The organism is Clostridium sp. (genome assembly GCF_050717535.1).
In the GTDB taxonomy this organism is placed as follows: domain Bacteria; phylum Bacillota; class Clostridia; order Clostridiales; family Clostridiaceae; genus Clostridium_AD.
Window position 1 is genome coordinate 12501 of sequence record NZ_JBOITM010000083.1, and the last position, 14286, is coordinate 26786.

The 14286-nt window shown below is 32.1% G+C and carries 20 protein-coding genes; 19 read left to right on the top strand and 1 reads right to left on the bottom strand.

Translation table 11 applies throughout. The features are described 5' to 3' along the window. The first annotated feature begins 32 nt into the window (after positions 1–32). The 16 genes from ACREVU_RS17365 to cwlD all read left to right on the top strand — a co-directional run bounded on the left by ACREVU_RS17365 (position 33) and on the right by cwlD (position 10752). Entirely contained in the window at positions 33–260 is a 228-nt protein-coding gene (locus ACREVU_RS17365) for an RNA-binding protein (protein WP_431552921.1), read from the top strand. A gap of 7 nt (positions 261–267) precedes the next feature. Further along, positions 268–486 (top strand): translation initiation factor IF-1, encoded by a 219-nt coding sequence (gene infA, locus ACREVU_RS17370; RefSeq protein ID WP_431552861.1) that lies wholly within the window; start codon positions 268–270, stop codon positions 484–486. A gap of 15 nt (positions 487–501) precedes the next feature. Next, on the top strand, positions 502–615 hold the full coding sequence (rpmJ, locus tag ACREVU_RS17375) for a 50S ribosomal protein L36 (protein ID WP_021122033.1): 114 nt from the start codon (positions 502–504) through the stop codon (positions 613–615). A gap of 136 nt (positions 616–751) precedes the next feature. Continuing rightward, positions 752–1120 (top strand): 30S ribosomal protein S13, encoded by a 369-nt coding sequence (gene rpsM / locus ACREVU_RS17380; RefSeq protein WP_431552862.1) that lies wholly within the window; start codon positions 752–754, stop codon positions 1118–1120. A gap of 15 nt (positions 1121–1135) precedes the next feature. Beyond that, positions 1136–1528 (top strand): 30S ribosomal protein S11, encoded by a 393-nt coding sequence (gene rpsK / locus ACREVU_RS17385; protein WP_216157246.1) that lies wholly within the window; start codon positions 1136–1138, stop codon positions 1526–1528. A 51-nt stretch (positions 1529–1579) separates the two neighbouring features. After that, entirely contained in the window at positions 1580–2200 is a 621-nt protein-coding gene (gene rpsD, locus ACREVU_RS17390; protein WP_216157243.1) for a 30S ribosomal protein S4, read from the top strand. 64 nt (positions 2201–2264) lie between these two features. Further along, positions 2265–3212: a DNA-directed RNA polymerase subunit alpha gene (locus ACREVU_RS17395; RefSeq protein ID WP_216157240.1), complete on the top strand. Its 948-nt coding sequence runs from the start codon at positions 2265–2267 to the stop codon at positions 3210–3212. A gap of 12 nt (positions 3213–3224) precedes the next feature. Beyond that, positions 3225–3566, top strand: coding sequence for a 50S ribosomal protein L17 (gene rplQ / locus ACREVU_RS17400; RefSeq protein ID WP_216157237.1), 342 nt, complete (start codon positions 3225–3227; stop codon positions 3564–3566). 80 nt (positions 3567–3646) lie between these two features. Further along, positions 3647–4492 carry an energy-coupling factor transporter ATPase gene (locus tag ACREVU_RS17405; protein ID WP_431552863.1) on the top strand — a complete coding sequence of 282 codons (846 nt, stop codon included), beginning with the start codon at positions 3647–3649 and terminating at the stop codon, positions 4490–4492. Then, positions 4477–5331, top strand: coding sequence for an energy-coupling factor transporter ATPase (locus ACREVU_RS17410; RefSeq protein WP_431552864.1), 855 nt, complete (start codon positions 4477–4479; stop codon positions 5329–5331). The genes ACREVU_RS17405 and ACREVU_RS17410 overlap by 16 nt, the downstream gene beginning before the upstream one ends. Positions 5332–5408: 77 nt before the next feature. Continuing rightward, positions 5409–6209 (top strand): energy-coupling factor transporter transmembrane component T family protein, encoded by an 801-nt coding sequence (locus ACREVU_RS17415; RefSeq protein ID WP_431552865.1) that lies wholly within the window; start codon positions 5409–5411, stop codon positions 6207–6209. A gap of 39 nt (positions 6210–6248) precedes the next feature. Continuing rightward, on the top strand, positions 6249–6983 hold the full coding sequence (truA, locus tag ACREVU_RS17420) for a tRNA pseudouridine(38-40) synthase TruA (RefSeq protein ID WP_431552866.1): 735 nt from the start codon (positions 6249–6251) through the stop codon (positions 6981–6983). Positions 6984–7147: 164 nt separating this feature from the next. After that, a complete protein-coding gene (rplM, locus tag ACREVU_RS17425) occupies positions 7148–7588 on the top strand; it encodes a 50S ribosomal protein L13 (protein WP_431552867.1) in 441 nt (146 codons plus the stop codon). A 24-nt stretch (positions 7589–7612) separates the two neighbouring features. Beyond that, positions 7613–8005 carry a 30S ribosomal protein S9 gene (gene rpsI, locus ACREVU_RS17430; protein WP_216157219.1) on the top strand — a complete coding sequence of 131 codons (393 nt, stop codon included), beginning with the start codon at positions 7613–7615 and terminating at the stop codon, positions 8003–8005. Positions 8006–8272: 267 nt separating this feature from the next. Next, positions 8273–9886 carry a Na/Pi cotransporter family protein gene (locus ACREVU_RS17435; RefSeq protein ID WP_431552868.1) on the top strand — a complete coding sequence of 538 codons (1614 nt, stop codon included), beginning with the start codon at positions 8273–8275 and terminating at the stop codon, positions 9884–9886. A gap of 143 nt (positions 9887–10029) precedes the next feature. Further along, complete coding sequence (gene cwlD, locus ACREVU_RS17440) at positions 10030–10752, top strand: N-acetylmuramoyl-L-alanine amidase CwlD (protein ID WP_431552869.1); 723 nt, start codon at positions 10030–10032, stop codon at positions 10750–10752. Between the two features lie 157 nt (positions 10753–10909). Here cwlD and ACREVU_RS17445 read toward each other — a convergent pair whose 3' ends face one another. Further along, positions 10910–11128: a hypothetical protein gene (locus ACREVU_RS17445; protein ID WP_431552870.1), complete on the bottom strand. Its 219-nt coding sequence runs from the start codon at positions 11126–11128 to the stop codon at positions 10910–10912. Between the two features lie 272 nt (positions 11129–11400). Here ACREVU_RS17445 and ACREVU_RS17450 point away from each other — a divergent pair, with 272 nt between their 5' ends. Genes ACREVU_RS17450 through glmL form a run of 3 tightly spaced genes read left to right on the top strand, consistent with a single transcriptional unit; the run spans position 11401 to position 14275 of the window. Beyond that, positions 11401–12384, top strand: coding sequence for a GntR family transcriptional regulator (locus ACREVU_RS17450; protein ID WP_431552871.1), 984 nt, complete (start codon positions 11401–11403; stop codon positions 12382–12384). A gap of 49 nt (positions 12385–12433) precedes the next feature. After that, entirely contained in the window at positions 12434–12847 is a 414-nt protein-coding gene (glmS, locus tag ACREVU_RS17455) for a methylaspartate mutase subunit S (protein WP_431552872.1), read from the top strand. A gap of 33 nt (positions 12848–12880) precedes the next feature. Next, positions 12881–14275, top strand: coding sequence for a methylaspartate mutase accessory protein GlmL (gene glmL / locus ACREVU_RS17460; protein ID WP_431552873.1), 1395 nt, complete (start codon positions 12881–12883; stop codon positions 14273–14275). Positions 14276–14286: the final 11 nt, after the last annotated feature.

Consider the following 14286-nt stretch of genomic DNA (forward strand, 5'->3'; position numbering starts at 1 on the left):
GTAAGGTAGTACATTCTAAAGCGGGAAGAGATATGCACAAAAAATTTATTGTGGTAGGTATACTTAATAAGGAATATGTGTATATTTCTGATGGAGATTTAAGAAAGATTGAAAAACCTAAAAAAAAGAAGGTTAAGCATCTGGATTTTACAGGCATTGTAGCTGAGGAAATTAGAGATTTAACTTTATCTAAAAAAGAGGTTACAAATTCAAAAATTAAAATATTTTTGCAATCTGCAGATATTGGTAAGGAGGTTTGATTACCTTATGTCAAAAGATGATATAATAGAAATGCAAGGTGTAGTATTAGAAACTTTGCCCAATGCAATGTTTCAAGTTGAGCTTGAGAGTGGACATAAAATATTAGCTCATATTTCAGGTAAATTAAGAATGAATTTTATACGAATACTACCAGGTGATAAAGTTACAGTAGAACTTTCTCCATATGATTTGACTCGTGGGAGAATAACTTGGAGAGATAAGTAATAAGGAGGGTTTGCTATGAAAGTAAGACCATCAGTTAAACCTATGTGCGAAAAATGTAAGGTTATTAAAAGAAAAGGACGAGTAATGGTTATCTGTGAAAATCCTAAGCATAAACAAAAACAAGGTTAATGGGTTTTATTACAAATAGATGTTAATTATTAAATGTAAAGATTAATATATTATTAATAAATCACATTAAGTCGTTTTATATGATATAGGTGTGATAAGATTGTAACAACAAGTATCTAGGAGGTGTAAACAGTAAATGGCAAGAATAGCAGGTATTGACCTACCAAGAGAAAAGAGAGTTGAAATAGCTTTAACATATATATTTGGTATTGGACTTTCTAAATCACAAGGAATAGTAAAAGAAACAGGAGTGAATCCTGATACTAGAGTTAAAGACTTAACTGAAGAAGAAGTTAATGAACTTAGAACATACATCACTAAAAACTTTATAATTGAGGGTGACTTAAGAAGAAGAGTTGCGTTAGATATAAAAAGGTTGATGGAAGTTGGATGTTATAGAGGAATAAGACATAGAAAAGGTCTTCCAGTAAGAGGACAAAAGACTAAAACTAATGCTAGAACAAGAAAAGGCCCTAAGAAAACAATGGCGGGCAAAAAGAAATAGTTAGGAGGGAATACAATGGCTCAAAAAGTTAAGAGAAGTAGAAGAAAAAAAGAGAAGAAAAATATTGAGCACGGTTGTGCACATATAAAGTCTACTTTTAATAATTCTATAGTTACACTTACAGATGTAGCGGGAAATGCTTTATCTTGGTCTAGTGCAGGCGGATTAGGCTTTAGAGGATCAAGAAAGAGTACTCCTTTTGCAGCTCAAATGGCAGCAGAAGCTGCTACAAAAGCAGCTATGGAGCACGGTTTAAAGAGTGTAGATGTATTCGTTAAAGGACCAGGAGCAGGTAGAGAAGCGGCAATTAGATCACTTCAAGCGGCTGGATTAGAGATTACTTTAATCAAAGACGTTACTCCAATTCCACATAACGGATGTAGACCACCAAAAAGAAGAAGAGTCTAGTTATTAAGATTAAGGTAAACAGACGTATAGTAAACAGGAGGTGTAATTTGAATGGCAAGATATACTGGAGCTACTTGTAGGCTTTGCAGAAGAGAAGGTATGAAGCTAAACCTTAAGGGTGATAGATGCTTTACAGATAAATGTGCATTTGCAAGAAGAGGCTATGCACCGGGACAACACGGACAAAGCAAGAAAAAAATGTCTAATTATGGATTACAATTAAGAGAAAAACAAAAGGCTAAGAGAATATACGGAATACTTGAGAGCCAATTTAGAAGATACTATGATAAGGCTGATAAGCTAAGAGGCATAACAGGTGAAAACCTATTAAGACTTCTAGAAGTAAGACTTGATAACGTAGTTTATAGATTAGGTTACGGTAATTCAAGACAAGAAGCTAGACAACTAGTAACTCACGGACATTTCTTAGTAAACGGTAAAAAGGTAGATATCCCTTCATACAGCTTAACTGCAAATGAAGTAATATCACCATGTGAAAAGAGTAGAGCTACTGAGAAATTTAAAGTATTTGCTGAGAATCCTAAAACTTTACCAAGTTGGTTAGCAGCTGATACAGAGAAATTTGAAGGAAAAGTTTTAGCACTACCAACTAGAGAAGATATAGATGTTCCTGTTAACGAGACGTTAATCGTCGAGTTATACAGCAAATAGGCATTAATATAGAATCAGTTGCCCTCATAATAAGTTGCCAATTAAAAAAAAGGAGGGTTTTAGTATGTTAGAAATAGAAAAGCCAAAAATAGAATGTGTAGAGACTGCTGACGATGATTCATATGGTAAATTCATAATTGAACCATTAGAAAGAGGTTATGGTATAACACTAGGTAATGCATTGAGAAGGATTCTTCTTTCTTCATTACCTGGAGTTGCTACAAGTGCAGTTAAAATTGATACAGTACTTCATGAATTTTCTACAGTTAAAGGTGTTAAAGAAGATGTTACAGAATTAATTCTAAACATCAAAAGCTTAGCACTTAAAATGAATGGAGAAGGACCTAGAACAGTCTACATTGATGCTAAAGGCCCGGGAGTAGTTACTGGAGCAGATATTAAAACTGATGGTGATATAGAGGTTGTTAACGATGATTTACATATAGCAACATTGGATGATGGTGCTAAACTATATATGGAATTGACTGTTAACAAGGGTAGAGGATATGTGTCTCAAGCTAAAAATAAGACAGATGAATTACCTATAGCTACAATACCAGTAGATTCAATCTATACTCCAGTTAAAAGAGTTAATTTTGCTGTAGAAAACACTAGAGTAGGCCAGATTACTGATTATGATAAATTAACTATTGAAATCTGGACTAATGGAACCATTAGACCAGACGAAGCTATTGGTTTATCAGCTAAAATACTTATTGAACACTTTAAGTTATTTATGACATTAACAGATCATGCTGATAATGTTGAAATAATGGTTGAAAAAGAAGAAGATAAGAAAGAAAAAGTTCTTGAAATGACTATAGAAGAATTAGACCTTTCTGTTAGAAGCTATAATTGCTTAAAAAGAGCTGGTATCAATACAGTTCAAGAATTAACAGAGAGATCAATGGATGATATGATGAAGGTCAGGAATTTGGGTAAGAAATCACTCGAAGAAGTTGAACAGAAACTTCAAGCATTGAGCTTGAACTTGAAGCTAAGCGAGGAGTAAGGAGGAAAACATATGGCAATGTATCGTAAATTAGGACGTTCTACTGATCAAAGAATCGCAATGTTTAGAAGTCTTGCAACTAATTTGTTGAAGTACGGAAAAATTGAGACTACAGTTACTAGAGCAAAAGAAACTAGAAAATTTGCTGAAAGAATGATAACTCTTGGAAAAAGAGGAGATCTTCATGCTAGAAGACAAGCACTTTCATTCATTACTGAAGAAAGCGTAGTTAAAGATTTGTTTGACAATATTGCACCTAAATATGCTGAGAGAAACGGCGGATATACTAGGATCATGAAAATGGGTCCAAGAAGAGGCGACGCAGCAGAGATGAGTATAATAGAATTAGTATAGTTTGAACAAAGGGGATTAAGTTAAATCAAACTTAGTCCCCATTTTCTTATAAATATTTATAGATGTAGGGAGTGACACTTATGGGTGAAAAAATGGTTGTATGTAATGATCTTGTTTATAAGTACCCTCAAAGTGAAGATGAGCAGCCTAAAGTAGCCATAGATGGACTGAATTTAGAGGTTAACAAGGGTGAGTTTTTAGTAGTACTTGGCCATAATGGTTCAGGGAAATCAACTTTTGCTAAACATATAAATGCACTATTAATACCTACTGATGGTCAAATGTATGTAGATGGATTACAAACATCCCTAGAGTGCAATTTATGGGACATTAGGAAGGTAGCTGGAATGGTATTTCAAAATCCAGATAACCAAATTGTTGCAACTATTGTAGAGGAAGATGTAGCATTTGGTCCTGAAAATTTAGGACTAGATCCTAAAGAGATAAGAAAAAGAGTGGATGATTCATTAAAAAATGTTGGAATGTATGAATATAGGAAACATGCTCCACACTTACTTTCTGGAGGCCAAAAACAAAGAGTAGCTATTGCTGGTATTCTTGCTATGATGCCAAAGTGTATTGTTTTTGATGAGCCTACAGCAATGTTAGATCCATTTGGGAGAAAAGAAGTTATGCGAACCATAAAAGAAATAAACAAAAAATATGGTATAACAATAATTTTAATAACTCATAACATGGAAGAAGCAGTAGAAGCGGATAGAATTGTGGTTATGGATAATGGTAAGATTGTAATGAATGGGATACCTAGAGAAATATTTAGAAATGTTGCTACTATGAAAAAGATAGGGCTTGACGTTCCACAAGTAACAGAACTTGCCTATGAGCTTAAACAAAATGGTATTAATATAGCATCAGATATATTAACTATAAATGAGATGGTGAATGCATTATGTCAATTAAAATAGAGAATTTAACACATATATATATGCCAAAAACTCCTTTTGAAAAAAAAGCTTTAGATAATGTATCTGTAGAAATAGTGCAGGGAGAATTTGTAGCACTCATTGGGCATACTGGCTCAGGAAAATCCACATTAATACAACATATAAATGGACTTCTAAAACCAACGTCAGGGAGTCTATTAATAGACGACATAGATATAACAAAGAAAAATGTGAAACTTACAAACATACGAAAAAAAGTTGGACTCGTGTTTCAGTATCCTGAATATCAACTTTTTGAAGAAACTATCGAAAAAGACATTGCCTTTGGTCCACAAAATCTAGGCCTAGATAATGATGAAATAAATAAACGAGTCCGTAGAGCTATGAAAATTGTTGGACTGGATTATGAAGAGTATAAGGATAAATCACCTTTTGAAATAAGTGGTGGTCAAAAGAGAAGAGTAGCGATTGCTGGTGTAGTGGCTATGGAACCAAGTGTTTTAATTCTAGATGAACCAACTGCAGGTCTTGACCCAAAAGGAAGAGATGATATTTTAAACAAAATTGTTGAGCTATACAAAGAAAACAATATCACTATAATTTTAGTATCTCATAGCATGGAAGATGTGGCTAAGGTTGCAAATAGAATTATAGTAATGGATAGTGGAACTTGTATTTTAGACGGAACTCCAGAGAAAATATTCAAAGAAATAGAGATATTAGAAAGTGTAGGGCTTGCAGTACCTCAGGTTACATATTTAATTCGAGAACTGCGCAGAAAAGGATTCCCAATATCTGAGGATATATTTACTATAGAAAAAGCTAAACAAGAATTGCTTAGAGTATTAAAAAAGCAGTAGTTTAAAATTTTGTCTTAATAAGATTTTTTGTATAAAGCAGTAATGTGTGATTCTTGAAACACATTGGAGGAATTTGTATGATCAAAGATATTACAATAGGTCAATATATACCAGGAGATTCATTTGTACATAAACTAGATCCAAGATTTAAAATATTAATATCTCTTTTATTTATTGTTAACTTATTTTTAGTGAATAATTTTGAGGGCTATTTATTTGTAATCATATTTTTATTAGCCACAATTTTAATATCTAAATTGTCATTTAAGTATATTTACAGTGGATTAAAGCCAATTTTAATATTACTACTTATTACTGCAGTATTAAATATTTTTATGACTACTGGAAAGCAGCCGGCAATTTTTCACTGGGGATTTATAAATGTATATAAAGAAGGTTTAACGATTGCAGCCTTTATGATAGTTAGGTTAGTTTTCTTAATTATGGGAACATCAATACTAACCCTTACAACGTCACCTATAGAGTTAACAGATGGCATAGAGAATCTTCTAAACCCATTTAAAAGAATAGGTGTGCCAGCTCACGAACTAGCCATGATGATGACTATTGCATTAAGGTTTATTCCTACACTTATGGATGAAACTGATAAAATCATGAAAGCACAAATGGCAAGAGGTGCTGATTTTGAGTCAGGAAATTTAGTGCGTAGAGCAAAAAGTTTAATTCCTATTTTAGTACCATTATTTATAAGTTCTTTTAGACGAGCTGATGAACTAGCAATGGCTATGGAATCAAGATGTTATAAAGGTGGAGAAGGAAGAACTAGGATGAAACAATTAAGGGTAACTAGAAAAGATTATATTGCAAGTTTTGCTTTTACACTTCTATTTGTTGTTACTATTATTAGCAGAACATAATTTTTTGCTAAAGTTATAAATAGAAAAGGGTGTGAAGTGATGAGAAATATAAAGATTATGATAGAATACGATGGTACAAATTATGCTGGATGGCAAAGGCAAAAGAATATAATGACTATTCAAGAAAAAGTAGAGACTGCTATTGAAGCTATTACTGGTGAAAAAACTCATATTACAGGTGCTAGTAGAACAGATGCTGGAGTTCATGCAAAAGGATATGTTGGCAACTTTTATACTGATAGTAAAATATCTGTGGAAAAGTTTACCGGAGCTATTAATAGCAAACTACCACTAGATATTGTAATCCTACATTCATTTGAGATGCCCTGTGAGTTTCATTCAAGGTATAATAGTATTGGAAAACTTTATAGCTATACTATACTAAATAGGTATGAGTCTGTTGCAGTAGGGCGTAATTATATATACCATCACAAGAGAATATTAGACATAGATGCTATGAAAGAAGCTGCAGGGTATTTTATAGGTACTCATGACTTTTCTGCATTTAAGAATTTAGGCAGCTCCGTAAAAACCTCTGTAAGAACTATTTTTAGATTAGATATCATAAAGAGTAAAGACATAATAAAAGTATATATTGCAGCTGATGGATTTCTTTATAATATGGTTAGAATAATAGTGGGAGCACTAATTAGAGTTGGAGAAGGAAAAATTAAACCCAATGAAATAGAAAATATAATCAATTCAAAAGATAGGGCAAGGGCTGGAAAATCTGCTCCACCCGGTGGATTATGCTTGGAAGAAGTTTTTTATTAAAATAAAACTCGAATAATAACAATATCTTGTGTAAAAACATTGACACACCCGGTAGAATGTATTATACTTATTAATGTTTGAATATATTATCGTGTAATGAGATCCACTAGCCCCGGATCTTTAGCATAGAAATTAAATTGTTAAAAGTTCAGGGAGGGAAAATAATGAAATCAAAATCATTTATAGCAAAACCACTAGAAGTCGAAAGAAAATGGTTCGTTGTCGACGTAGAAGGAAAAGTTTTAGGAAGAGCAGCTAGCCAAATAGCTTCAATATTAAGAGGAAAACATAAACCAACATTTACACCACATGTTGATACAGGTGACTTTGTAATTGTAATAAATGCTGATAAGATCGTTTTAACTGGTAAGAAATTAGACCAAAAAATGTTAAGACATCACTCTTTTTATCCAGGTGGATTAAAAGAAGTTCCATATAGAGTAGCAATGGTTAAAAAACCTGAGTTTATTTTTGAAGAGGCAGTAAGAAGAATGCTTCCAAAGGGACCATTAGGTCGTCAAACAATTAAAAAAATGACTGTTTACAGAGGACCAGAACATAAGAACCAGGCACAAAACCCAGAAACATTAGTGCTTAAATACTAATCAGGTTAGGAGGGAGTAAATATAATGGCAAAAGTGCAATATATAGGAACAGGAAGAAGAAAGAAATCAGTTGCGAGAGTTAGACTTGTACCTGGCGAAGGTAAAATTGTTATAAATAAAAGAGCAATAGAAAATTATTTCGGATTAGAAACTTTAATGCTTATAGTTAACCAACCACTAGTGTTAACTGGAACTAAAGATAAATTCGATATATTAGTAAATGTACACGGCGGTGGATATACAGGTCAAGCCGGAGCAATAAGACACGGAATTTCTAGATCACTTTTAAAAGCTGACGAAACTTTAAGACCAGAGCTTAAAAAAGCAGGTTTTTTAACAAGAGATCCAAGAATGAAGGAAAGAAAGAAATATGGTCTTAAAAAAGCAAGAAAAGCATCTCAGTTTTCAAAGAGATAAGATTATTGCAATCAAGAGAGAATATACACTTATTAATAAGTGCATATTCTCTTCTTTACTTTAAAGGAATTTATAGAGTTATTAGTACATAAATTGAAATATATTAATATAATTAAAAAGTAAATATTATTTATGTTATGTTTGTGTTAAATTTATTAAAGTTTGTGTTAAATATGTTATCAATTACCTAACATATAGTCTGATTTATAGTATTATTTATATGAGTGATTAAAATACTAAGGACACCTAAAAATATGGAGGGATCTAATGAATGTTGTAAATATGGTAATCGGCCTTTTTGGAGGACTTGGATTATTTTTATATGGAATGAAAATGATGGGCGATGGACTCGCAAATACTTCTGGTGAAAAGCTTAAAAAGATATTTGAAAAAATAACATCTAATCCAATAAAGGGAGTGGCTACCGGAGCTGCCATAACCGCGGTTATACAAAGTAGCAGCGCTACCACTGTAATGGTAGTAGGTTTCGTTAATGCAGGCCTTATGAACCTATATCAAGCGGCTGCAGTAATTATGGGAGCTAATATTGGAACTACTATAACTGCTCAATTAATCGCCTTTAAACTGGATAATATAATACCAATATTTTTAGGCATAGGTTCTTTAACAATAATATTTTCAAAAGGCAAAAAAGGTAAAGAAATAGGAAATATTATATTAGGCTTTGGTATTCTTTTTTTAGGAATGGAATTAATGAAGAATACTATGTCTCCACTAGCTAAATCCCCCGCTTTTGCAACTTTAATAATGAGACTCGAAGGGAATACTTTTTTAGGAATTTTAACAGGTGCATTGATGACAGCAGTAATACAAAGTTCATCTGCATCTACGGGTATTTTAGTGGCTTTAGCTTCTACAGGGGCGTTGCCTCTTGGAGCGGCGGTTCCAATTCTATTTGGTAATAATATAGGTACATGTATAACAGCTCTATTATCAAGTATAGGGACCTCTAAGACAGCAAAAAAAGCAGCGTTAATACATCTATTTTTCAATTTGTTTGGTACGTTGATTTTCATTCCATTAATAAATCCACTAATACAAGTTGTACAAAGTATGTCACCAAGTGGAAATATGGATATAACAAGGCAAATTGCAAATGCACATACTATATTTAATATATCAAACACAATAATTATGGTGCCATTTATAAAATATCTTGTAGCACTTGTTAACAAGATAATACCTGGAGACGATGAAGTTCAAACAATAGATGTTAAGTATATAGATGATAGATTGCTAGAGACACCAGTTATTGCAGTTGGGCAAACTAAAAAAGAAGTTGTTAGAATGGCCAATTTAGCAAAAGATAATGTGCAGCTTGCTATGGAGTGCTTTATTACTGATAATGAAAATAGTATAAAAAATGTCTATGATACTGAAAAATTAATAAATTTACTTGAAGATGAAATTACATCATATTTAGTGAAACTTTCTTCTACGCAATTATCAGAAAAGCAAACTAAAATAGTAACTTCTATGTTTAATGTAGTAAATGACATAGAGCGTATAGGAGATCATGCTGAAAATTTAGTAGATATTACTAGTGAAAAGATTCAAAAGAATTTATATTTTTCTAAAGATGCGTTGCAGGAATTAGATGGAATGTATAAATACATAGTTCACGCGTTAGAGATTAGTATTGAGAGTTTTGAAAATAATGATATTATAAAAGCGGAATCTATTAGGGCAATAGAAAATAGAATAGATAGCTTAGAAAGAGAATTAAGATTATCGCATATAAGAAGATTAAATAACGGAGTATGTGGAGCTACAGTTGGTACTATGTTTTTAGATATGATTAGTAATTTTGAACGAATAGGAGATCATGCAACTAATATTGCTGAAGTAGTAATAAAATAAAAGCAATAAATATGCAAAAGAAAGCAACTGCTAAAATTTTTAGTGGGTGTTTTTTATTTTAACCACATTTTTAAGTCAAAAATACTAAATCTTCTACAAGTTGAATAAAATTAAGGACAGGAATAAATAAAAGGGTGGGTGTGTTGAAATATAGGAACAATAAGTTAATAGCTATAGTTATAGTAATCACAATAGCCATGGTGAGTTTTATGGGTATAAATCTAAGATTTGTAAAAGAAACTATGAACAATGAAAAATTACAAAGTGGAAGTAGAATAATACTTATTGATGCTGGTCATGGAGGAATGGATGGCGGAACAAGTTCTAAAAATGGTACGGTGGAAAAGAACATTAATTTAAGTATAGCAATAAAGCTTAAAGATAATCTTCAAAATGCAGGCTATCAGGTTGTGATGACAAGAGAAGAGGATACAGGGATTTATTCAACTGATGGTACTATAAGAGAAAGGTATAAGGAGGATTTAAAAAATAGATACGATTTAAAGAAATCTAGTAATTGTAATATGTTCATCAGTATTCATTTGAATTATTTTACTCAAAGTAAATATTATGGAGCTCAAGTTTGGTACTCGAATTATAAGGATAGTCTAAATTTTGCCAGTATAATTCAGAAAAATTTTAGGATTGATATAGACCCAAGTAATAATAGAGTGCAAAAGCCTGCTAAAAATTCTTACAAGGTATTAAGAGAGAATGATAATATGCCAAGTGTTATAGTGGAATGTGGATTTTTATCAAACTATGAAGAAGAACAAAAATTAAAGTCCATTGATTATCAAGAAAAAATTGCAAAGTCTATAAGCAAATCTGTAGATGAGTTTTTTAAAAGTTCCTCCGTAGAATAAATAATGGTAACTGAGTAACTTTAGTTCAATATAATTATATTAATATTTAATGAGTTATTAAGATAAAAAGAGACATATTATTCTATGAATATGTCTCTTTTACATGCAATTGGACCTTTTATAGTAAGTCCAATATGAATTTAGGAACACGTCAGTACTAAAGGCTGATTTCATTACTAATCGTATGATTAAGAACAGTTTTTATCAATGAAAATCCAGTGCCATAATCTTCAGAGGAAGTTAGGGTTTGCTCATTTAAAATGCTATCATTAATATAAGAAATATGTGTGATAGCCCTAAATATAAATGTTGAAAGAGCTAATATCAAAACAGTACTTAAAATGTATATAACAAAAGAAAACTCATTTTTGGTCACAAAGGTCCTCCTTATTATTTATATATATTATAATAATGCTAAAATTGGAAAAATATAACCATAATTATGAAACCCTTATCAACTAAACGGTGAAAACCTTATCATTAATATGTGAAATCAGTACTAAATGTAAGACTAAGCTAGTTCATGAAAGCTAGTCACTTTAGAACACGAAATACAACACTAAAGACTGATAATTCAATCATTGAAATGGACTAGTCCATATGATATCATAAAGGTATCGGTGGATTAGTCCATTAATCCAATATGCTTTGGGAGGGATTTTTATCGATATTGAAGTAAATAAAAAAAATGGAGTACCACTTTATATTCAAGTAAAAAAACAAATCATGGATGAGATAAAAAAAGGATCTCTCAAGGTTGGAACGAAGATGCCTACAGAAAGAGAATTATCTCAAAGAATATGTGTAAGCAGAAATACAATAAGTACTGCATATAATGACCTAGAACAAGATGGGGCACTTAAATCCTATCAGGGAAGGGGAACTTTTGTAGTTGAAGAAGCTATTTCTTGGGAAAGTCTAGACATTAAAAATAAGATAATGAAATTCGTGGACCTTGGACTAGAGGAAGCTTTAGAAATTGGAATGAAACCAGAAGAATTTTTAGATTTAGTAAATCAAAGAGTAAATGAAAAAAAACAGATAATGGACAAAATCATAGTAATATACGTAGAGTGCAATATTGAACAAGCTAAAGTGTTTAGTAAGCAGCTTAGTAGGAATAGTAACATGAATGTAATGTACTTAACTACAAGCGATTTAAAAAAGATGGACAAGGATACTAGAGATAAGATTGAAAGTGCTGAGTTTATAATAACTACCTTTAATCACATCAATGAAGTTACTGATCTTACCATTGGACTTGATAAAGAAATTCTAGGAGTTGCTATAACTCCGAATTTAGAACCAATAGTTAAGATTGCTAGGTATAGTATAAATACAAAATTTGGGTTTATATGTATATCTGAGGAATTTATATTTAAAATTAAGGGAGCTTTAGAAAAAGCAGGTTTGTGTGAAGCTGATATAAACTATTCTAATACTACTGATTCAAAAGAACTCCAGGATATAATTGAGAAATCAGATGTGATGATAGTATCTCCGGGTAGATATAAAGATGTTAAAAGTGCAAACTCGAAAAACAAAGAGATAATAGAATTTCTATATAGTCTAGACGAGGGTTCAGTAAAAGCACTTAAGTCAAAGATTATTGAAATAAAGTTCAAAAAATAATGTATTTTAAAATGATGTGCTAATAAATTATTTGGGAGGCTTTTAAAAAATGGAAAAAAAGACTTTAATTTTAGGAGTAATAGGGTCAGATTGTCATGCTGTTGGCAATAAAATATTAGATTATGCGCTAACAGAAGCGGGATTTAATGTTATAAACATAGGGGTGCTTTCTCCACAAGAGGATTTTATAAATGCAGCTGTTGAAACTAATGCAGATGTAATAATAGTATCTTCTCTTTATGGACAGGGAGAAATCGATTGCAGGGGTATGAGAGAAAAATGTGATGAAGCGGGATTAGATGGAATACCGTTATTCGTAGGTGGAAACATAGTTGTAGGAAAACAAAATTGGGCCGACGTTCACAAAAGATTTACTGAAATGGGATTTAATAAGGTTTACCCACCAAATACATCACTAGAAACAACAATACATGATTTAAAAGAAGTATTAGGCCTATTATAGAATAGGATTATAAAATCAATAGGAGTGATATAAGTGGATGCATATTTACTTGTAGATTTTGGAAGTACATATACTAAACTAACTGTTGTGGATATAGAAAAAGAAGAAATAATTGCAACAGCTAAAGACATAACTACAATAGAAGATAATATAATGATAGGCTATGACAAGGCTTATTCAAAAATAGAAGGCATTATAAAAGAAAAGGATGTTAATTTCGTTAATAAGTTAGCATGTTCCTCAGCTGCGGGTGGTCTTAAAATGATAGCTATTGGTCTGGTGCCAGATTTAACTGCAGAGGCTGCCAAAAGAGCGGCACTTGGAGCTGGAGCTAGAGTGTTAAAAGTATATAGCTATGAATTAACACTTACTGAAATTGAAGAAATTAAAAATTCGAATTTGGACATAATACTTCTTGCAGGTGGAACTGATGGTGGTAACAAACAATGTGTTATACACAATGCAAAAATGTTAGCTGAAAATGAAGTTAAATTACCAATAGTAGTGGCTGGAAATAAAGTGGCAAGCGATGAGATAAGAGAAATATTTACTAAGGCTAAGATGTACTTTACTATTACAAGTAATGTAATGCCACAGTTAAGTAAGCTAAATGTAGAGCCTGCTCGCGAAGAAATTAGAAAAGTATTTATGGATAAAATCGTAGATGCTAAGGGACTCAGCAATGCAGAAGAGTTAGTAAAAGGTATCTTAATGCCAACACCAGCAGCAGTTCTAAAGGCTGCAAGGACATTAAGTGAAGGCAGTGATGAAGAAAGTGGTCTAGGAGATTTAGTAGTTATAGATATTGGTGGCGCAACCACCGATGTACATTCTATAGCAGACGGAGAACCTACAAAAGCTGGGGTTACCGTAAAGGGTCTTGAAGAACCATTTGCTAAAAGAACTGTTGAAGGTGATCTTGGAATGAGATATTCGGCAGTTTCATTAAGAGAAGCAGCTGGTAGCAGAAAATTGAGAAAGTATCTAGGTGACACGACGCGAAAAATTGATATTGATGCAAATTGTAAATATAGAATAGAACATATAAAGATGGTTCCTATGACTAAGGAAGAAATAGATTTTGATGAGGCTATGGCAAAAGTGGCCACAGAGTTATCAATGGAAAGACATGTAGGCACCATCGAACACACACTTACTCCAATGGGAGCTATGTATACTCAAATAGGGAAAGACCTTATGGATGTAAAGTTTGTTATAGGTACAGGTGGAGTATTAGTCCATAGTGAAAATCCACAAGATATTTTAAGTGCAGGAGCTTTTAATGAGGAGAATCCAATATATTTGAAACCACATAATGCAAAGTATTTGCTTGATAAAACTTATATATTATCTGCTATGGGATTGCTTTCACAAGATTATCCAGATAAGGCTGTTAGAATCATGAAAAAATATTTAGTGCAAGTATAATTATTAGGAGG